Origin of the sequence: Dyadobacter sp. CY345, assembly GCF_021502725.1 — a bacterium.
Lineage (GTDB): Bacteria > Bacteroidota > Bacteroidia > Cytophagales > Spirosomataceae > Dyadobacter.
In genome coordinates, this window is sequence record NZ_JAKFFS010000001.1 from 600865 (window position 1) to 622447 (window position 21583).

The following is a 21583-nucleotide window of genomic DNA, read 5'->3' on the forward strand; positions in this document are numbered from 1 at the left end:
AATGACAAAAATACTGATCATCGAAGACGAAAATCTTGCGGCGAAACGGCTGGTAAAATTGGTAGAAGAAATATTACCAGAATGTGAAATTTTTGGAAATCTTGATACGATCACTTCCGCTGTTGAGTGGCTTAAAAATAATGTTCAGCCAGACCTGATTTTTCTGGATATTCAACTGGCCGACGGGATAAGTTTTGAGATTTTTGAACATGTCAAGGTTACGTCTCCAATCATTTTCTGCACTGCATACGATCAATACGCGATCAAAGCCTTTAAGCTCAACAGCATAGATTATTTATTAAAACCTGTTGATCCTGAGGAATTAAAAAATGCCTTGCATAAATTTCAATCCGGGAGAAAAGCACCCGAGATAACCCTTGATCAAATTAAAACTTTGCTTCAACCTGTTCAGAAAGTATATAAAAACCGTTTTCTTGTAAAAATCGGTGAGCGAATCCAAACCATTGCGATCGAAGAAATTTGCTACTTTTATAGCGAAGACAAGGTCACTTTTTTGATGACAACACAAGGGAAAAAGTTTATTGTCGACTATACGCTGGACGAAGTTGAGACGATGCTGAACCCGGAAAGTTTTTTTAGGTTAAACAGAAAATACATCAGCGCTGTCGACGCGATCAAGGGAGTTTTTACTTACTCAAACAGCCGGCTGAAAATTCAGCTGGATCAGTGTGCTGATCATGATATTCTGATAAGCCGCGAAAAAATGCAGTCTTTCAAAAATTGGTTGGGACAATGACCTTTTTACTGAGGCGAGTATCTGACAATATCAATGCCAATTCCGTTTGGATCTTCAATGGCAAAATGGCGGTCTCCCCACGGCTCATCGCGCAAATCGATCTTTATTTCAATACCCTTCTTTTTAATGTCCGCATAAATCTTGTCCACTTCTTCAACCTCGATCGTGAGATACATGCCTTGACCCTGAAATGGTTTATGGAAAAAATCCTGTTGCGAAGGATGATTTGGAAGTAGAAAACTGATCTCCGAATTGCGATCTGGTGTGTGTAGAAGGAGGTAAAATTCATTTTCAAAGGTTATTCCGAAATTTAAGATCTCTGTATAAAAAGTCTTGCTTTCTTTGAGTTTTTGTGTGATAACACCAGCGTTCAGTTTCATCTTTTTTTGATTTTTAGTGATAGAATTTGTTTGGGAATATGCATTTGCGTAGAAACAAAGGCATAGAGCAGCAGCGAGTATCTGTTTCATTTTATTTGAATTAATAAAACAAAGTTCGCACTTCCAACACGTTGAACATTGTAAAAATCGGACAAGTTATTTCAGGAATGCCTGGCTGGGCGTGATTCCGTAAAAAGTTTTGAAGTCTTTGATAAAATGTGCCTGATCAAAATAACCCATGTCAAAAAAGAGCTTTTCCTGACGTATGGACTGCGCTGTTGGACGGGAATTTAAAAGGCTTTGGAAACGGACAATTTTACTGAATGTTTTGGCAGAGTCGCCGATGTAGAATTCAAAAAGTCGCCGGAGCTGGCGCGGACTCAAACCGGTGTCCAGATCTTTTTCAATGGTTATCGAACCGGAATTTTTAATGATCAAATTAATTGCCCGAAAAAGTCTGTGATCCGCAATTAATTGGCTCTGCGTTTGGATTTTAAGAAAATGCTGATCAAGCTGGTTTTTGATATCCAGTGCATTATTTACAGAATAAAATTTTTGCCGGATGAAAAGGGAGGTGCCGGGTACAATAAGATCTAAATTTTCGAAACGGTCGCTTATTTCCGATGCGTCAATTTTAAATAATTGTGGAAATGCGGCTGGTAAAAAGCGTATCCCAAAATAATTAAATGAGTTTCCAAGCGGAAATTCAGTGAATTTTTTTGAGAATCCCATTACGAAACTCTCCTGTGGGTTATTTAGCTCAAAGAAAATGTCAATGCATCCGTCCGCAACAACCCTGTAATTAAACGGCTCCGAAAGTGCTTGGGTACTTTTTAGATGCCAGTAACAATAAATAAAATTTTGCAATCCGGCTGCCGGTAGAAATTCCTGATACGTGATATTGTCAGCCGATTTTGCAATGGACGGCTGCAAAGGTGTATAAAGATTTCGGATCGATGTCTCGGTTTTCATGATTTCAATTTATGATAAAATGACTGAATTACAATTTTGTTGCGATGATAATGTGTTCATTTTAACCTCTATATACTGAAAATATACATTGACATTGATGATAACTTTTATGTAGATTGCGAAGTAACATCTGAGATCGATAACCTACAATGGTATAGTTATTGGGTCAATTTACATTTTGCATAAATTAAACTTTTTTCACCATGCGTCAGGATTTTCTGGATATAAAAAGATCACTCAATTTAAAAGATAAGTGCCTCGATTTTTACAGTTTGAAAGCGTTGGAGCAGAAGGGAACAAATGTTTCGGCTTTGCCTTTTTGCATACGCGTTTTGCTTGAAAATGTTTTAAGAAATTTCGACGGCAAAGTAATTACTAGGGAACATGTGGAAACGCTGATGAATTGGACACCGGAGCCCAATGATAAAGAGGTTCCGTTTATGCCTGCCAGAGTGTTGATGCAGGATTTTACAGGCGTTCCGGCTATTGTCGACATTGCGTCATTAAGAGCAGAAATGGAAAGGCAGGGAAAGGATTCGTCGAGAATTAATCCGCTGATTCCGGTCGATCTGGTGATTGACCATTCGGTTCAGGTCGATTATTTTGGAAATAAAGATGCTTATGAGAAGAATGTTGAAAAAGAATATGAGCGAAACAGCGAACGTTACCGGTTTTTAAAATGGGCGCAAAAAGCGTTTGATAATTTTTCAGTAGTGCCTCCGGGAATGGGAATTTGCCATCAGGTAAATCTTGAATATCTCTCGCAATGTGTGGTTGAGCGGGACGGTCTGGCTTTTCCGGATTCGCTCGTCGGAACGGATTCACACACGCCTATGGTGAACGGACTTGGCATTGTGGCCTATGGTGTCGGTGGTATCGAGGCGGAAGCGGCGATGCTTGGACAACCCCAGTTTTTTGCCGTTCCGGAAGTGATAGGTTTGAAATTGTCCGGCAAACTACCAGTTGGAACAACTGCTACGGATATGGTTTTGACCATAACCGAACTGCTAAGAAGAACGAAAGTGGTTGGTAAATTCGTCGAGGTTTTTGGAGATGGATTAAGCTCCTTATCGGTTCCTGATCGGGCAACGATTGGAAATATGTCACCGGAATTTGGCTGTACAATCACATTTTTCCCAATTGATGAAAAGACGATCCAGTACCTGGAAAAAAGCAATCGTCCGAAGGAAGTGATTGAGTTAACAGAATTATATGCGAAGGAAAATTTGCTTTGGCGGGAAAATGAAGACGCCATAAATTACAGTCAGGTTGTCGAACTTGATCTGAATTCAATTGTTCCTACGATTTCCGGACCAAGCAGGCCGCAGGATAAGATATTGCTTTCTCAGGCAAAAGATGTGATTACTGATATTTTAGAACAAAAATATTCAAGAAAATATATTCGCTTCGAAGACAGGCCATTAAGTACCTGGGCAGACGAAGGAGGGAACGTTGAGCCAGCTCAGGTCTTGGAAAATGATCAATCGGAAATGCGTTTTGCGGAGGTGGGTTATAATGGAGAAAGATTTTACCTTAATGATGGTCATGTTGTCGTAGCTGCAATTACCAGTTGTACCAATACATCCAATCCCGATGTGATGATCGGCGCTGGTTTACTTGCTAAAAAGGCATTGGCGCGAGGCCTCAATGTGAAGCCCTGGGTTAAAACGAGTCTGGCGCCGGGTTCCAAAGTAGTTACCGATTATCTCAAAGAATCTGGATTGCTGGAAAGTCTGGAAGAGATGAAATTCAATGTTGTTGGTTATGGCTGCACATCCTGCATCGGCAATTCCGGGCCATTGCCGGATCCGATATCCAATGCCATTGTAGACAAAGATCTGATCGTGGCGGCGGCACTTTCCGGCAACAGAAATTTTGAAGCGCGGATACATCCGCAGATAAAAATGAATTTCCTGATGTCGCCATTACTGGTAATCGCTTATGCAATAACCGGCAGGATGGATATAGATATGGAGGAAGAACCTCTTGGATTTGACCAAAGCGGCGAGCCGGTATACTTAAAAGATGTCTGGCCGTCGCAGGAAGAAATTGCTGAGGTTGTTGACCATGTTGTCAAAAGGGAATTTTATCAGAAAAGTTACAGTGAAATTTTTGATGGAAATGATCTTTGGAAAAATTTGTCAGTACCTCAGGATAAGGCATATCAATGGGATCCGGAGTCGACTTATGTTAAGGAAGCTCCGTTTTTTGTAAATATTTCTGCTGAACCGGATATTATTCAACCCATTGCCGATGCCCGCGTACTGCTTATGCTGGGCGATTCTGTAACAACGGACCATATTTCCCCGGCAGGATCATTCAGTAAAATTTCTCCCGCCGGCAAGTATCTGCTTAGCCGCGATATTCCCTATGAAGCGTTTAATTCTTATGGATCGAGAAGAGGGAATGATGAAGTGATGGTGCGTGGTACATTTGCCAATGTCAGAATAAAAAATAAACTGGCTTCGAAGGAAGGCGGATTTACTACCTATTTCCCGACTGGTGAGGAAACGACTGTTTATGACGCTTCTCTTGAATATAAAGCCAACGGAACGCCACTGATTGTCATTGCGGGTAAGGAATACGGGAGCGGTTCATCCCGCGACTGGGCTGCGAAAGGGACGTATTTGCTTGGTATAAAAGCCGTTATCGCAGAAAGTTTTGAACGCATCCACAGAAGTAACCTCGTTGGAATGGGCGTTGTTCCTCTCCAATTTTTTGATGGAGAAACCGCACAGACTATCGGTCTGGATGGCACTGAAAAATTTACGATCAAAGGTTTTAATGATTCCATAAAACCAAATCAGCATCTGGTTGTTTCTGCGGTGGATAAGGGTGGAAACTACAAAACTTTCAGTGTTCGATGCAGGCTGGAAAGCAGAATGGAAATTGACTATTACCGCAACGGAGGTATTCTTCAATATATGCTGAGGCAATTCATAAAAAGTGAAGAATGAGAACGCCCTGAACGTGCGTATATAGCTAGTAGTTTATATTTAAGAATAAGTGACTGGCGTAAATTGCCATCCAGTCAGTCTCAAAAAATCCGGAAGATGAAATTATTATTATGCGTAATAGTTTCATCTTCATTTTTTTAGTTGCCATATTTACGGGCCTCATTTTATACGAAAATTGAAAATGAAAGATTTAGATAATGAAAAGAAACTGGCGGCAAAAGAAGCTGTCAAATATCTTAAAGATAATCAGATTGTTGGCTTAGGATCAGGTTCTTCCGCGACATTCGCTATATTTGAAATAGGGGAGCTTGTAAAAAATGGGTTGAAAATTACGGGCGTTTCGACATCATCAAAATCAGAAGAACTGGCTAATTCGCTTGGTATTCCAACAGTTGATATTTCCTCAGTAAGTTATATTGACGTAACGATTGACGGTGCCGATGAATTTACTTACGATCTTTATTTGATTAAAGGCGGTGGCGCTGCGCTGCTGAAAGAGAAGGTTGTAGCTTCTCTAACGAAAGAGGAAATCATTATAGCGGATTCATCGAAAAAAGTTGAGCTTCTTGGAAAATTTACAATTCCGGTTGAGGTAATCAGGTATGCCGCGAAATATGTGATGAGCCAAATCATTCTGCTTGGAGGAAAAGGAGAAGTCCGGCTTGTTGAAGGAGAAGCGCTTCTGACGGAAGAAGGAAATTATATTATTGATGCAGATTTCGGATTGATCGCTGATCCTGCTTATCTGGCCACGAAGCTTAGTGAAATTGCTGGCGTTGTCGAACATGGACTATTTATAAACCTGGCTTCCAGAGTGATTATGGGAAATAATGACTCGACTGTAACTTTTTCAAAATCTGAGATCTGAAGAAGAACGGGAACATTTAAGGTTTTTCCGGCTTAAATTCTTAATTAAATTTATGTTAAGAAAGTAAAAAAAATAGAAACATTACTTAATCTGAAAACTGATGGGCAGCAATAATATTGACCGAACTTTGCGAAAAAAAGTATAGTAAATCAAAGGACACAGGAATTCAGGTTATGGCAACAGTAAATTTTACCTATTCCGACGAACAACTTCTTTCGCTCATTCAGGAGAATAACGATGAGTCAGCATTCACTATGCTGTATGATCGTTATTTTCGTATTTTATTTAATTATACATACAGCAAAGTCAACGATCAGTTTGCAGCTCAGGAAATTGTCCAGGAATTATTTGTCAGTATCTGGCAGCAAAGCAACAGGAGCAAGGTCAATTCGGGGCGCTCTTATTTGTTTTCTTCGGTTAAAAATCTTATAATATCCTATTACAGAAAGGAATATACCCGGAAATTTCATTATGATCGCTGGCAGATCCAAAGTGAAGATTCAGTCAATCTGACCGATCAGGATATCCTCACTTCTGATCTTCAAATCCGGTACGAAGAAGGACTTCATCTGCTGCCTCCAAAATGCAAGGAAGTTTTTATTCTTAGCAGAAAGGGGAATTCCAATAAGGAAATTGCACTTCAATTATCAATATCTGAAAAAACCGTTGAGCAGCATATCACTAAGGCGCTCAGGGTTTTAAAGGAATATCTGAAAGAGCATTTCGCCTACGCGCTCATTCTCATCAGTTTTTATTAAAATATTTTTTATTATCGACTAAGGGTTGATCTGTCGGCACACGACTTAGGAATTGTAACATTCACTAAGACATGACGCCGGATAATATCTCCCCCCAACTTCTTGACAAATACCTTAACAATCAGTGCACGGACGACGAGCGCGAGCTGGTCGAAAAATGGTTTGCTTCCCTGCGCGGAGAGTCCGATTTTCTGGGTTCGTTACCGGAGAATGAACAACTTCAATTGCAGAACGACACCTTCACTAAAATTCAAAATCAGTTAAACCTGGGTAATGAGCCGGAAGTCAGGAAATTTCCGTTGAGCTGGATCACTTGGCTTGCAGCATCCGTTTTGCTGGTTTTAGGGATTTATTTTACTTATAATCTTAGTAATAAAAAAGAAGTTTCCATCGCAAAACAAATTGAGCGGAAAGGAGCTGAAAATATCATTGAATTTATAAATAGTGAACCCAGGGTTGTCAAACACCAGCTTCCTGACGGCAGTTCTGTCTGGATGCATACAAATTCTGCTATTCGATATCCGAAAGAATTTGATCTGGATAAACGCCTTGTTACATTTTCAGGAGAAGGTTTTTTTGATATTTCCAAAGATAAATCACGTCCTTTTTCCATTCAAAGCGGTGAGATGGTGATCAGGGTTTTGGGTACGAGTTTCAATGTGAAAGCGCCGTCTGAACAAAAGATTTTCCAGATTTCCGTAGTCACTGGCAGAGTTGAAGTATCAGCTCCGGATAAGGAACAAAAGCAGCAATTGGTCGTATTGACACCAAAGCAGGAAGCATTTTTCGAAACCGGATCCAAGCGGTTGGTATTTGTCGCCATGGCTCCACAGATGAAAAAGGAGATTTATGAGCCAGTTACCGTTGTTTTCAACCAAACTCCTTTAAATCAGGTTGTTGACCAACTTGAAAAACGTTTTGATATCAAAATTAAGTTAGCGAATCCTGGCTTGTCATCCTGTCGGGTCAGCGGAGATTTTGAAAAACAATCATTGCCAGGTATTATGGAAATGCTTTGTACCACCCTTGAAGCAAATTACACGATGTCCGGGAAAATAATAACGATCGACGGCTTGCCGTGCAACGAGTGATAAATAAAGAAGTTAACCACAACTAATCCATGAAAGACTGCTACCTGATCCCGCCGTGAAATAACAAAAAACCGGGAGTGTACCACCACCCCCGGCGCAAGCTTATGGCCTATGTTGAATCGTACCACCGAAACAAAAGGCTCATGTATCCAAACAGTGCTTAAACCATCAAGACAAATCAAAATTATGCAAAATTCAGTACGTAACAAGCCCATTAACTGGCAAAAAATAATGCGCATCGGATTGCTACAATGGATATTGGCCGTTTTACTCGCAAATATTAGTTATGCAAGTAAGCTTTCGGCGCAATCAATTTTAAGTAAAGACGTGACGCTTCGGATCAGTAATGTCAGGCTGAATGAAGCCCTGGAACAGATTCAGGCGAAAACAAATACGAAATTTGTATACAGCAGCCGGGTTTCTTTGAAAGAGTTTGTAACAATTGATGTAAAAAATCAGAAACTTTCCAAAGTTTTGGATCAGCTGCTTATGCCGCGTGGGATTCATTACAAGGTGATTAATGAACAAATTGTGCTTGCACGAGAACGTGCGCCGAAAGAAGAAACGGTTATTGAATCTCTTGAAAACAAGTTACAGGTTTATATGACGAATCGGGAAATCCGTATCAAAGGGACGGTGAAATCCGGAGATGATAACGGAACTTTGCCCGGCGTGAGCGTCATCGTCAAAGGCGGAGCTAGCGGGACGACAACCGATAACGACGGCGGTTTCGAACTGACGGTTCCAACAACCGAAAGTATCCTGGTTTTCAGCTTCGTCGGGTACGTATCTCAGGAAGTAACCGTTGGTGGCAGATCAGTCGTGGATGTGACGCTGGCCCCTGATACCAAAGCATTGAACGAACTTGTTGTAGTCGGTTACGGTGTACAAAAAAAGGTTAACCTGACTGGAGCCGTGAGTCAGATTCAGGCGAAAGATCTGGAAAACCGTCCGTTGAACAACATGTCTCAGATACTTCAGGGCATGATCCCAAATCTAAATATAACGTTTTCCACCGGTCGTCCGGGACAGGGCGGGAATTTGAATGTCCGTGGAGAAACCTCCATCAACGGCGGCGGGCCGCTGGTTTTAATCGATGGTATACCTGGCGATATCAACCGTATCAATCCGGGTGATGTGGAATCTGTATCTGTCTTGAAAGATGCTGCTGCATCTGCAATTTACGGAGCGCGTGGTGCTTTTGGCGTAATTCTCGTAACTACGAAAACGGCAAAAAGCGGTAAAACAAGTATTTCATACAGCAATAATTTCGGCTGGTCAACACCAACGGTGAGTACAGATTTTCTTACCAATGGTTATGATTACACGATGCTGAATGACGAAGCTTTCAAAAGAGCGACAGGAAATACCTATACGCGTTATTCTGATGAAGATTATAAAGAGTTGGAAGCGCGCCGTTATGACAAAACCGAGAATCCGGCGCGCCCTTGGACGGTGGTTAAAAATGTGAATGGTAAGGACATTTACAATTATTATGGAAGTTACAATTGGTGGGATACCATGTTCACCATGACAGAGCCATCTCAGCAGCATAATCTGAATTTGTCGGGCGGAACAGAAAAAATCAATTATTTCCTTTCCGGATCTGCTTTTTCGAAAGAGGGGATTATGAAGATTAATACGGATAAATTTAATTCCTATACCTTACGCACAAAGGTGAATGCCCAGCTGACTCCGTGGTTAAAAGTAAGCAACAACACCCAATACTTCGATTCAAAATATAAGTATCCTGGTCTGGAAGGTGGGGCAAATGAAAATTTTGTGGGCATCACGGTACATGCACTGCCTATTTACGCACCGCGAAATCCGGATGGAACGGCGACTTATAATACTTTGAAAAATAATTATTCGATTGGTGATGGGTTGTTCGCCAATCTTTTGAAAGGCGTGGCAGGCGGAGAGAAAAAAGTGCATGAGCTGACAACTATCAACTCTTTGACGATTGATTTTTCCAAAACATGGAATCTTGTTGCCAATCATTCCTATTCCTTTTACATCGCCGACGACTGGTATCGTTCTGCGGTTGCGCAATATTCTATTCAGCCTGGAATTTTGGCCACCGTTCCAAATTATAATACTGACCAGCTCAGAAAAACATTCTGGTTTGATCCGACAAATGTTGTCAATGTATTTTCTTCCTTCAACCAAAGTTTAGGTAAACATTATATCGGAGCAACCGCCGGGATCAACTACGAAACGAAAAAACATCAGCGACTTTTTGGCGCCAGAAAAAATTTGCTCTCTGAAAGCCTGAACGACCTGGACCTTGGAACAGGCGAGCAGCTGGCGACGGGAGATTCTTACCAATATGAATTGTTTGGTGCGTTCTTCCGCCTCAATTATGATTATTTGGGGAAATATCTTTTGGAGGTCAATGGCCGTTATGACGGAACTTCAAGATTTGGAGCTGGTAAAAGGTATGGTTTTTTCCCGTCGATCTCTGCGGGATGGCGCGTTAGCGAGGAGAAATTTTTCGAACCGATCCATGATGTTGTGAATAATTTAAAAATCCGCGCTTCCTATGGAACGCTCGGAAATCAGCTGCCATCCAACACAAACTCTGCCAGTTTTTATCCCTACATCTCAATTATGCCAACCGCTCAGTCGAGCTGGATTAATAATGGACAAAAGCTTTCTTATGTAAATAATCCCAATCCAATTTCGCCTAACCTAACCTGGGAAAAGGCGACTACGTCGAATATTGGTCTGGATATTGATTTGTTGAAAAACCGGTTGAATCTTGCATTTGATGGTTATATCCGTAAAACAACCGATATGCTGATTCCTGGAAAAGTTTTCCCGGCTGTTTACGGAGCCCCGGTTCCTACCCAAAATGCAGGTGATTTGCAGACAAAAGGTTTTGAGCTTTCGATCGCCTGGCACGACCAGGTGAAAGTCGGAAGAAAAGTATTGGCTTACAATGCATCATTCATCGTTTCCGATACCAAATCAAAAATTACCAAATATGACAATCCAAACAAGATTTTGTCCAGCTATTATGAAGGACAAACCATTGGAGATATGTGGGGATATTCGTTGGACGGTTATTTCAAAACAAATGAAGAGGCGCAGGCTTACACTGTTGACCAGTCGCTTGTGAACAAACAACGATTGAGCGCCCCGGGAGACTGGAGTAAATTACAGGCTGGTGATATCAAGTTTGTTGATTCTGACGGAAACGGGAAAATTGACCAGGGCGCAAATACACTTTCGGATCATGGAGATTTAAAAATCATTGGTAATAACAGGGCATGTTTCCGTTATGGACTAAATCTGGGTGCTTCCTGGAATGGCTTCGATTTGTCAACGCTGACACAAGGAATTCTTCGCAGAAACTGGTATCCGGGAAATAACGCAGATAAATTCTGGGGCCCATATTCTCGTCCGTATTATTCTTTTATACCAAAGGACTTCGAAAAAGATGTCTGGACGCCTGAAAATACTAACGCATATTTTCCGGTGCTCAGAGGATATACCGCGCTAAACGGAGGCGGCGATCTGAATGCTCCTAACGATAAATATATCCAAAACGTAGGTTACCTGCGTCTGAAAAACGTCGTGATCGGTTATACTTTCCCGGAAACACTTACAAGAAAAATTAAAATTCCGAAAGCCAGAATTTATGTAAGCGGCGAAAATTTACTGACTTACACGCCACTCAGATCGAAATACATAGATCCTGAACAATTTGATGGAGACGGGACCAATGGCAGAACCTATCCGCTATCTAAAACTTTTTCAGTCGGTCTGAATCTCAATTTCTAAATCGGGAATTAATAAGATATCATTATGAAAAAAATAATTTTAATCATTGCCGTTACCTTCGGTTTGGTAGCGTGTGACCTGGATCAGCTTCCGATGGACGCTATTTCTCCGGAAACATTTTTTAATACCGAAAATGATTTGCTGCTCTATACCAATTCTTTTTACAACGCACTTCCATCAGCAGAAGATGTGTATAATGAAGATGTTGATAATGTGGTAAAAAATAGTCTTCGCGATGAGTTACAAGGAACGCGGGTGGTCCCGACAAGCGGGGGAGGATGGAGCTGGACGACTTTGCGGAATATCAACTATTTCCTGGCCAATTCCGGAAAATGCCCTGACCCGAAAGCGGTGGCAAAATACAATGGTCTTGCCCGCTTTTTCCGCGCCTATTTTTATTTTGGAATGGTAAAACGTTACGGCGACGTTCCCTGGTATTCACAGCCAATTGAAGAAAAAGATGAGGCATCGCTGACCAAAGCGCGGGATCCGCGTGCGATGGTTATGGATTCTGTAATGGCTGATCTGGATTATGCAATTGCCAATCTTGACGCATCCCGTCAGGTAAGTACAATTACAAAATATACGGCACTTGCCTTGAAATCACGGATTGGGTTGTATGAAGGAACATTCCGGAAATATCATCCAGAATTTAAACTTTCAGGATCGGATAAATTCTTGGATGCAGCTATTTCAGCTTCCGAAGATCTGATGAAAAACAGTGGATATACCATTTACAAGGCCACACCTTCAACGGCGTATCTGAAGTTCTTTTCTTCGGATAATGCGATTGTCGATGAAGTGATTCTCGCCAGGGATTTCAGTGATGAATTGCAGGTTTATCATAACCTGAATTATTACACGATGACTGCTTCTTATGGAAAACCAGGTTTGGAAAAAAAACTTGTGAATAGTTATCTGATGGCGGATGGATCCCGGTTTACGGATGTGAAGGGTTACGAAACGATGCAATTTTTTGACGAGGTACAAAACCGTGACCCGCGTTTATCTCAAACAATCCGGACGCCGGGTTATACACGTATCGGCGAAACAGCGCAGCTTGTTCCGGAGTTCGGCGCGACAGTGACTGGTTATCAGCTTATCAAATTTGTATCAACTCCAAAGTGGGACACATTTGGCAAAGACATAACTGATATGCCAATTTTCCGGTATGCCGAAGTTTTATTGAACTATGCAGAAGCGAAAGCAGAAAAAGGAACTTTGACGCAGGATGATCTGGATAAATCGATCAAACTGATTCGCGACCGGGTTGGTATGCCGAATATCAATTTAATAGAAGCAAACAAAAATCCTGATCCTTACCAGGCGCAGCAATATTCGCAGCTTAGCGGCAGTAACGTTGGCGTAATTCTCGAAATCCGCCGCGAGAGAAGAGTGGAACTTGTGATGGAAAATTTCTTCCGTTGGGACGATATTATTCGTTGGAAAGAAGGACAACTATTGACTAAAACCTATAAAGGTATGTATTTTCCAGGCGCAGGAAGTTATGATCTGGACAGAAACGGAAAGGTCGATCTGATCATTTATGAAGGTGAAAAACCATCAGCAACCGGCGCGCAGATACTGAAACTGGGCAGTGAGATATTACTTGAAAATGGAAACAAGGGAGGTAATATTGTTGTCAATGGCCACATCAATAAAAAGTTTAACGAGGCGCGGGATTATCTGTACCCGATCGCAACACAGGAGCTTTTACTAAACCCAAATCTGGTTCAAAATCCTAACTGGTAACGTAGAAAAAGTGAATACCTGGATTTTGAAAAAAATGAAATTCAGGTGTTCACTTAAATAAATTCGATACTTGCCGCTTTTAAATTATACAGAACTGTTATTCCTAAACCCAAAAATATAATGCTTTCAGACAGACGATCATTTTTAGAAAAAATGTCTCAGATCGGGGCGCTTAGTATACTGCCGGGAGCTTCTGCTTTGGCTGCGAATACAGAAGAAAAAAATCATTTTATGGCTGGTCCGTATCTCCAGAATATGGGTTTGGAGGAGGTCACGGTCATGTGGGTAACGAGCAAAAATTGTTTCAGTTGGGTGGAATATGGAGAAGGGAATTATGCGATCAACAAAGCTTTTGCTTACAATAATGGATTAATCGAAGCGAATAACCGGATACATAAAATAACGCTACCCAATCTGAAACCGGGCGTTGGCCATAAGTACAAAATTGTTTCTACGGAAATAACAGGCTTCAAAGGCTCCAAAGTTGAATTTGGAGAAACAATAACCAGCACGATGCTCGGTTTCAAAACTCCTGCGGCTAATGAAGAAGAAGTGAAGTTTGTGGTGTTTAATGACATTCACGATCGTCCGCAAATTATTCCGCAATTGTTGTATCGGCACGGTTACACAGGAAATGTTCGTGATTATGATTTTGTAGTTTTCAACGGAGATTGTTTCGACTGGGTTACGGAAGAGCAGCAATTGATTGATCATCTGATAAAACCGACCACCTATATTTTCTCGAATGAATTTCCTTTTATTCTTACGCAGGGAAATCATGAATGCCGGGGAAGTTTCTCGCGCCATATACCAGCGTATTTTGCTTATCCTGACAATAAATTTTATTATGCTTTCTCGCGTGGCCCTGTCAGATTTGTAATTCTGGATTCTGGTGAGGATAAAAAGGACGACAGTGTTGAATATGGAGGTCTCGCCGCCTTTGACCGTTACCGGGAGATTCAGGCAAAATGGCTTGAAAAGGAAATTGCAAGTGACGAATTTAAAAAGGCAGATTTCCGGGTTGTGCTTATTCATATTTCTCCATACCATTCCGGCGACTGGCATGGTACGCTGCACTGCCAGAAAGTTTTTGGTCCGATCCTGAATAAGGCCAAAATTGATATTCAGATTTCTGGTCATACGCACCGTTACATGACACACCAACCTGATGCGACACATAATTATCCGATCGTTATTGGAGGTGGTCCTATCGAAGGCAACCGGACTTTAATTAAGGTTCGTGCTACGAAAAAGGAGCTAAATCTTAAAATGATCCGCGATGATGGTGAAGTTGTTGGGAAATTTCAACTGGCAAGAAAGACAAGAAATTAATTAAACGAGGATAAATCTGGTATTATGAAAATAGTAATTCAAATTGTGTTTTTTTGTTGGTGCGCGGCTGCTTTCGCGAAAGAGTCTGAAATGACGCCGGATCGCAAAGTCAAGACTCTGAAAGTGATGACTTATAACATCCATCATTGCAATCCACCTTCGGCGGGAGATAAAATTGACGTTGCGGCTATTGCGAAAGTGATCACAACTGAAAAACCTGATTTTGTAGCGCTGCAGGAAGTGGATGTGAACACGGAACGTTCGGGTAAAGGAATTAATCAGGCAAAAGAATTGGCCAGGCTGACTGGTATGAACTACTTCTTCTCAAAGGCAATCGATCACCAGGGTGGAGATTACGGCGTTGCTGTACTATCGCGGTTTCCTATCCTTGATTCAACAAGGTTTATTTTACCAATCGACCCGGTTATCAAAGGTGAAACCAGAACAATTGCTGCAATCACCGTGGAGATTTCAAAAGGGAAAAAGATTATTTTTGCCAGCACTCATCTGGATTTAAAAGAGCAAAACCGTTTAACTCAGGCAGAGCTTATCGTAAACCATTTTGAAAAATCGAAATTGCCGGTGATTTTGGGAGGTGATTTCAATGCACTACCGGATAGTAAAGTAATTCAGTATTTTGATAAGACTTTTACAAGAAGTTGCCAGGAATGTGCATTCACCATCCCCGTTGAAGTGCCAAACCGTACAATTGATTTTATCATGTACAAATCGAACGGACCGTTTGAAAGTTTATCAACCAGGGTTATTGATGAAAAATATGCTTCAGATCATCTTCCGGTTGTGGTTCAATTGAAAGTAAAATAAATGGACTAAGTTAAAATGAAAGGGTTGCAGGAAATTTCCTGACAACCCTTTTTATTGGTAAAGTACCAGTGTCATCTACAACATCAAAACAACTAGGTTGATTTTGGTACCGAGATCATATTGCACCAAAAGTGACAAAGTTTTTTCAGATAGGACATTGATCCATTATAATCTCTGGATTTAGTAAGAAATGCATTAGCGTTGTGTTCATAACATACTTTGATATCGTCAGAACGATCGGAACTGCTGAGTATGATGATGGGCACAGCCGGAAGGTTGTGAAACAAGAAAAAATATCGGATAGAATCAAGCAGGCCGAGGCCTTCATGGCGAGTGGGCAGGTACACATCAAAAATAATTAGTGCCGGAGGTTTTGCGAGATCAAACCATTCTTCTGTCAAAAAATTTAGAGTATCGGTTCTGGTGCAGGTTCGGATAATTTTCAGATCCTGTAAATAAATATTAAAGGCCTGATCCATTGACCTCCACTTTTCATCATCACACTCAACGACCAGTATACTCTTATTTTTAAAGTTGTCCGAAACCGGACTATCATCCCGATCGGAAAAGCTGTTCAAAAAACAAACGTTAATAGCTTCCGCCATTGTTTTGTACTCTGGTTGTGACAATGTTTTTGTAATAAAAGCACTTACACCCTCGTCATACGCTCCCCGGATCAGATGATTGTCGTTACAGGTTGATACCATAACAACAGGAATATTATGTGTTTTGGGATTGGCCTTTAAACTGGAAACAGCTTCGATTCCTCTCGTGCACTGCATACTCATGTCAAATAAAATCAGCGAAGGATTCAGTTTTTCTTCCTGTTTTTCTATAAGATTCAATAACGTTTTGCAGTCAGTAGTTTCGGTAATTCGGATGCCCGGAATGACACTTTCGAATGCTTGTCTTAAAAGAAATAGTTCGTCTTTGTCATCGTCCACAAGATAAATGGTTTTCTCTGTTTCCATGTCAGTGTCAGGTTATGTGTCGGGGTGATTTTGCATCGTAAAATTTATTTGTTCATAACTCAATAGTACGCATTGTAATTCGCATAAAGAGCGTTGCGACCCGCAATTTTCATCAAAACTTATTGAAGTGATTTATTATTAAAAAGTTAAATTTTCTTGACAGCGGTCGGATTTCAAAATAGTCGTACCCGTAACAACTTTTTTTGTGGTAATCGTCAGATTTTTTTTATAACTATCTGATTTTCAATTATTAATTTTATGGTTGAATTTCAAATTATTGTATTTCTTCTCTGATCTAAAATACCATCATACCATAGCTTTGCTGATCTCGTTCAAGCTTCGCGGCAGGCATGAAAACCTTCCAAGCCAAGGCGAAAATCTGATCGCCATTATTTTTATGCTGAAAAAATAATCAGATAATTCATACATAATTTCAGTCGCGATTCTGCATGACTAGTTCGGCTACAACATTGTCCACTTCGCCTACTTTATGATGGGTCAGCACCACGTTCGCTGTTACTTTGACACAATAATTAGCAAAATTCAGACAATGAAAACGAAACTGAACATTTTGATGGGTAAGCTATTGATGGGTATTCAACTGTCCCGGAACATCAGGAACCGGCACCAATGCTGAACAACTTTTTGCCACCGGCTGGTCGGACTAAATTTCCTGCGGAAGCCGCAATCGACGCCGAAGTAGATCTGCTTCAGAAAGGTGAAAAATATTTTTTGCAGGCGCGCCTGAATATCAGCTTGCCAGGTTTGGATCTTGATCAGACTATTGAACTTACAAATAGAGCTTACCAAACCTGCCCTTATTCAAAAGCAACAAGAAGCAATATCGACGTTGAAATTAACGTCATTTGAGAGGAAATTGCATAATTAAAAAGCTACAATGCTGTGATAGGTATGGTGGCTTTTTTATGGTTACGTTTTTTCTAAGATCAATTATTTCGCGTCAAACTATTATGTTTTCCGCTCAAAACAAATATGCCGATTAACACCAAGAGCCCCGCAAAGAACCAAAAACTTAGTACAAGATTATACCAAACAATGGCAACAAGACAGACAACTGATAATATCAAAGCCACCAGCGGAAAATAAGGATAGGCAGGGACGATGAAAGGTCGTTCGAGATTGGGCTCTTTTTTTCGCAAAACAAAAAGAGCTGCCATACTGATGATGTACATCACGACCGCTCCGAGAGCCGCCAAAATGATAACCTGATCTGTCGTTCCCAAACTTAAAGCTACGCAGCCAATAAATCCTCCCGTCAGTAAAGCCCAGTGCGGCGTTTGAAAACGAGAATTTACCTGCCCTAAAAATGTTGGGAGATAACCACTTCTGGAAAGGGCAAAAATTTGCCTTGAATATCCGATAATCGTTCCGTGAAAAGAAGCGATCAATCCAAACAAACCAAGGCTGGCGAACAACTGAGTCCAGCTGTTATCTCTTCCCAAAACAATTCCCAGTGCTGCCGGAAGTGGATAATCAATTGTGCTCAAAACTTTCCAGTGCGCGATTCCACCGGTGAAAATCATTACTGCCAGGGCAAGAATGACCAGCGTCAGAATTCCCAGAATATAACCTTTTGAAATCGTGCGTTTCGGATCTTCCACTTCTTCGGCTACCATTGCAACACCTTCTATCGCCAGATAAAACCAGATTGCGAATGGAAGTGCAGCAAAAACGCCAGACCAACCAAAGGGCATAGGATCAGTGACGAAAGTTTCATAAGAAAAGCTAGGGGCAATAATTCCGACATAAATTAGCAATTCTCCTACGGCAAGCAAAGTGACAACCAATGAAAACAAGGCAGATTCCTTTATGCCCAGCATATTAATTCCGATGAAAATCACATAACATGCAAAAGCGGTTTGCAGGACCGTGATGGATGGATAAAGAAAATGCGTATAACTTCCCAATGCAAAAGCGATGGCGGGAGGTGCTATAAGAAATTCGACTAGCGTTGCGTAACCGGCAATTAACCCGCCCCACCATCCGAATGCGCGATGTGCATAAGCAAAAGGGCCGCCTGCTTGCGGAATCGATGTTGTTAATTCTGTAAAACTGAAAATAAAAGTCACATACATGACTGTCACGAGCAGCGTGGCGATCAAAAATCCTATGGTTCCGGATACGCCCCAGCCGTAATTCCAACCAAAATATTCACCGGAGATAACCAGTCCTACTGCAATTGCCCAAAGATGGATGGGCTTCAAAACTTTTTTAAGAGCAACAACCTGGTCAGTCGACATGCAAGAATGAGTTAAGTAGAATTTTGAATAGTAAGGGCAAAATCTTTAATCAGTCTGTTGCAGCAGGATTTATTTATCAGCGTGGTGCGGTACGAAGATAATCTCCCATTTGAATTACTTTCCCTGTGTCCAGATAATCAACCTGAAGGGCCATCATCGTTTTCCAGGTATTGATGTTGTCAGGAGCGTCCCGGAAGCGAATTTTTTTTCCAAGTCCGTGTGCTTTCTGAACAACTCTTGAAATTGATTTTCTGTCGTTTTTCGGTAACGGACCCTCGCCATTCCAGCCCGTATATTTTTGTAAGGATTGTCCGATGAGTGCTACACGTTCCAGCTGTTCAGGCGTGTAGGCAATATCAGGACTTCCTTCAAATTTGACATAAGAAGGATACTTATCAAATAATTCGGGAGCAGGAATATTTCCGGTAATCACAATTTTAACCGTACAATTTGATTCAGTGAGATTTTTATATTTTTCCAATACTTTAATCAACGCGGGCAGTGTTTCAGAGGCTGGTGTGATCAGGTCAAAAACCAGTTGTAAATAAACATCGTTCTCAACGTAGATCAGACCGCTATTTTTTTCCATTTGTTCAGAAATCGGTTTCAGATACAATTTCTCCAAGGTTCTGCTATCGGAAGCATCTACCTCGTGGTTAACCGCATAAAGCGTTCCGTCTTTCAAAAGCACATCTGTTTCAATAGATCCAAATTGTTGATCAAAAGCTTCGGCAAAAGGACGCAGCTGCCTGCTGTCATTATGCGAATGTGCCTGTGCAGTAGAATAGAATTCAGTCGTTTGCGCCAGCGAATTGTGGAGAAACATGGAAAATACAATGGGCGAAATCAGAGCGCATTTCATAACGAATATATCTTCATGGCCAGAAAGTAGTATGCGTAAATATAAAATAAATTGTGATTAAGAGAACAAGTTAACAATCGGATTTATAGCATTAACGAAGAATCCGGGCGAAATAGGCTGAGTTAGATTGAAGAATATGTAAAAAACAGGAATTATTCCTGAAAATAGGATGATTAAATCAACAAATTTTGGGGATTTAACCTGATGATATGGGAATATCCTTATTTTCGCTCCTACGAACCAAAAAACTCGCAATAATCTCAATAACCGAATGAAAAAAAACGCTTCGCTATTTCGTAAAAAAACAGTCGACCAGATCCTGATGGATGCACATGCGAACGAAAGTGGCGGTTTGGCCAAAATATTAGGCGTGCGCGACTTGGTTTCCCTGGGAATAGCGGCAATTGTTGGGGCCGGAATTTTCAGTACCATTGGTCTGGCGAGTTTCAATGGCGGACCGGCAGTATCACTTTTATTTGTCTTCACAGCTATCGCCTGCGTTTTTACAGCACTTTCTTATGCTCAGTTTGCCAGTACGGTTCCTGTTTCTGGCAGCGCTTACACTTACGCATATGTAGCTTTCGGTGAGTTGTTTGCCTGGATTATTGGCTGGGCATTAATTCTGGAATATGCCGTTTCCAATATGGTTGTTGCCATTTCCTGGTCGAAATATTTTGTCAGTATGCTGGAAGGTTTCGGGATAGTCATTCCCGGTTATCTAACCATTGACCCAGGTTCTGCCGCGGATGCTTTTGCCAAACTTCAGACAAGCGGAATTGCATCTCTGAGTTCAGCTGAAAAACTGGCTGCTCATGCCTATGAAATAGCGCCTGTTGTCGGTGGTTTTCATTTAATTCTTGATCTTCCGGCTGGGCTCATTACCGCGCTGGTAACCAGTCTGGTATACATCGGTATTCGAGAATCTAGAACGGCCAGTAATATTATGGTGGTACTAAAAATCGGCGTGGTGTTGCTTGTCATTTTTGCCGGTGCATTTTATGTGAAACCGGAAAACTGGACCCCGTTTGCTCCAAATGGTGTAAAAGGTGTTTTGAGTGGAGTGGCGGCTGTGTTTTTTGCTTTCATCGGTTTTGACTCGATTTCTACAACGGCGGAAGAGTGTAAAGATCCGCAGCGCGATATGCCGAAAGCGATGATTTATTGCCTGATGATCTGCACCGTTCTATATGTTTTGATTACGCTTGTGTTAACAGGTATGGTCAATTACAAAGAATTAAACGTAAGTGATCCGCTCGCTTTCGTATTCCAAAGAATTGGGCTGGACTTTATGGCAGGTTTAATTTCGGTAAGTTCTGTTATTGCCATCACCAGTGCGTTGCTGGTATACCAATTAGGCCAGCCGAGGATATGGATGACTATGAGCCGTGATGGTTTACTTTGGAAACGTTTTTCGAAAATTCACCCAAAATATCAGACGCCTTCCTTCGCGACCATTGTGACGGGTTTGGTTGTAGGAATTCCTGCTTTGTTTTTCAAGATGGATTTCTTTGTGGACTTAACCAGCGTTGGTACTTTTTTCGCATTTATTCTGGTTTGCGGTGGTGTTCTTTATCTTGATCATTCCGGGATTTCTGCGAGGTCCAAGTTTAAAGTGCCTTATATTAATGGTAAGTTTTTGGTAGGTTTTGGTCTTCTGGCCGCAATTTTGGGGCTGGCTTTCTACGGAGAAGGTGTTATTGACGAGTGGAAAGCACTAACGATGGCTGACGTTTTTGAACACAAACTTTTGACAGTCATTTTCTGGATTGCCTGGATCGTGCTTTCGTTTATGAGTTTTAAATACAATTTCTCAGTTCTTCCTGTAGCCGGTATTCTGACCAATTTATACCTTATGACTGAACTGGGGGCATCCAACTGGTTTATATTTGTAGTCTGGCTGGCAATCGGACTTGTGATATATTTTAGTTACGGTTACAGAAAAAGCAAGTTGGCTGGCAATGAAGATTAACCAGAACGGTTGAAATAAGACTAAAAGTATTAATTAGCAATC

The 21583-nt window shown here is 41.2% G+C and carries 16 protein-coding genes; 11 read left to right on the plus strand and 5 right to left on the minus strand.

Translation table 11 applies throughout. The features are described 5' to 3' along the window. The first annotated feature begins 1 nt into the window (after position 1). Positions 2 to 757: a LytTR family DNA-binding domain-containing protein gene (locus L0657_RS02635; RefSeq protein WP_235148842.1), complete on the plus strand. Its 756-nt coding sequence runs from the start codon at positions 2 to 4 to the stop codon at positions 755 to 757. A gap of 5 nt (positions 758 to 762) precedes the next feature. Here the strand turns inward: L0657_RS02635 and L0657_RS02640 are convergent, their stop codons facing one another. Further along, on the minus strand, positions 763 to 1137 hold the full coding sequence (locus L0657_RS02640) for a VOC family protein (RefSeq protein ID WP_235148843.1): 375 nt from the start codon (positions 1135 to 1137) through the stop codon (positions 763 to 765). 156 nt (positions 1138 to 1293) lie between these two features. Further along, positions 1294 to 2109 (minus strand): helix-turn-helix domain-containing protein, encoded by an 816-nt coding sequence (locus L0657_RS02645; RefSeq protein WP_235148844.1) that lies wholly within the window; start codon positions 2107 to 2109, stop codon positions 1294 to 1296. Positions 2110 to 2312: 203 nt separating this feature from the next. On the opposite strand from L0657_RS02645, the gene acnA reads away from it, so the two are divergent. The 8 genes from acnA to L0657_RS02685 all read left to right on the plus strand — a co-directional run bounded on the left by acnA (position 2313) and on the right by L0657_RS02685 (position 15478). Next, positions 2313 to 5066 (plus strand): aconitate hydratase AcnA, encoded by a 2754-nt coding sequence (acnA, locus tag L0657_RS02650; RefSeq protein WP_235148845.1) that lies wholly within the window; start codon positions 2313 to 2315, stop codon positions 5064 to 5066. A gap of 181 nt (positions 5067 to 5247) precedes the next feature. Beyond that, positions 5248 to 5934, plus strand: a complete 687-nt coding sequence (rpiA, locus tag L0657_RS02655) for a ribose-5-phosphate isomerase RpiA (protein ID WP_235148846.1) — start codon at positions 5248 to 5250, stop codon at positions 5932 to 5934. A 173-nt stretch (positions 5935 to 6107) separates the two neighbouring features. After that, positions 6108 to 6692, plus strand: coding sequence for an RNA polymerase sigma factor (locus L0657_RS02660; protein WP_235148847.1), 585 nt, complete (start codon positions 6108 to 6110; stop codon positions 6690 to 6692). A gap of 71 nt (positions 6693 to 6763) precedes the next feature. Then, positions 6764 to 7783, plus strand: coding sequence for a FecR family protein (locus L0657_RS02665; RefSeq protein ID WP_235148848.1), 1020 nt, complete (start codon positions 6764 to 6766; stop codon positions 7781 to 7783). Between the two features lie 186 nt (positions 7784 to 7969). Continuing rightward, the gene (locus tag L0657_RS02670) at positions 7970 to 11569 is read left to right on the plus strand and encodes a TonB-dependent receptor (protein WP_235148849.1); all 3600 of its coding nucleotides are present in this window, start codon (positions 7970 to 7972) and stop codon (positions 11567 to 11569) included. A 24-nt stretch (positions 11570 to 11593) separates the two neighbouring features. Beyond that, positions 11594 to 13321 carry a RagB/SusD family nutrient uptake outer membrane protein gene (locus L0657_RS02675; RefSeq protein WP_235148850.1) on the plus strand — a complete coding sequence of 576 codons (1728 nt, stop codon included), beginning with the start codon at positions 11594 to 11596 and terminating at the stop codon, positions 13319 to 13321. Positions 13322 to 13441: 120 nt separating this feature from the next. Beyond that, positions 13442 to 14653, plus strand: a complete 1212-nt coding sequence (locus L0657_RS02680; RefSeq protein ID WP_235148851.1) for a metallophosphoesterase — start codon at positions 13442 to 13444, stop codon at positions 14651 to 14653. 24 nt (positions 14654 to 14677) lie between these two features. Beyond that, a complete protein-coding gene (locus tag L0657_RS02685) occupies positions 14678 to 15478 on the plus strand; it encodes an endonuclease/exonuclease/phosphatase family protein (RefSeq protein WP_235148852.1) in 801 nt (266 codons plus the stop codon). A gap of 92 nt (positions 15479 to 15570) precedes the next feature. Here the strand turns inward: L0657_RS02685 and L0657_RS02690 are convergent, their stop codons facing one another. Further along, a complete protein-coding gene (locus L0657_RS02690) occupies positions 15571 to 16449 on the minus strand; it encodes a response regulator (RefSeq protein WP_235148853.1) in 879 nt (292 codons plus the stop codon). 630 nt (positions 16450 to 17079) lie between these two features. Here L0657_RS02690 and L0657_RS02695 point away from each other — a divergent pair. Next, a complete protein-coding gene (locus L0657_RS02695; RefSeq protein WP_235148854.1) occupies positions 17080 to 17319 on the plus strand; it encodes a hypothetical protein in 240 nt (79 codons plus the stop codon). Positions 17320 to 17396: 77 nt separating this feature from the next. Here L0657_RS02695 and eat read toward each other — a convergent pair whose 3' ends face one another. Both eat and L0657_RS02705 read right to left on the minus strand, forming a co-directional pair. Next, positions 17397 to 18710, minus strand: coding sequence for an ethanolamine permease (gene eat, locus L0657_RS02700; protein WP_235148855.1), 1314 nt, complete (start codon positions 18708 to 18710; stop codon positions 17397 to 17399). Between the two features lie 76 nt (positions 18711 to 18786). After that, entirely contained in the window at positions 18787 to 19536 is a 750-nt protein-coding gene (locus L0657_RS02705) for an alkaline phosphatase (protein ID WP_235148856.1), read from the minus strand. Between the two features lie 307 nt (positions 19537 to 19843). Between L0657_RS02705 and L0657_RS02710 the strand changes: the two genes are divergently transcribed. Next, positions 19844 to 21541, plus strand: coding sequence for an amino acid permease (locus tag L0657_RS02710; protein ID WP_235148857.1), 1698 nt, complete (start codon positions 19844 to 19846; stop codon positions 21539 to 21541). Positions 21542 to 21583: the final 42 nt, after the last annotated feature.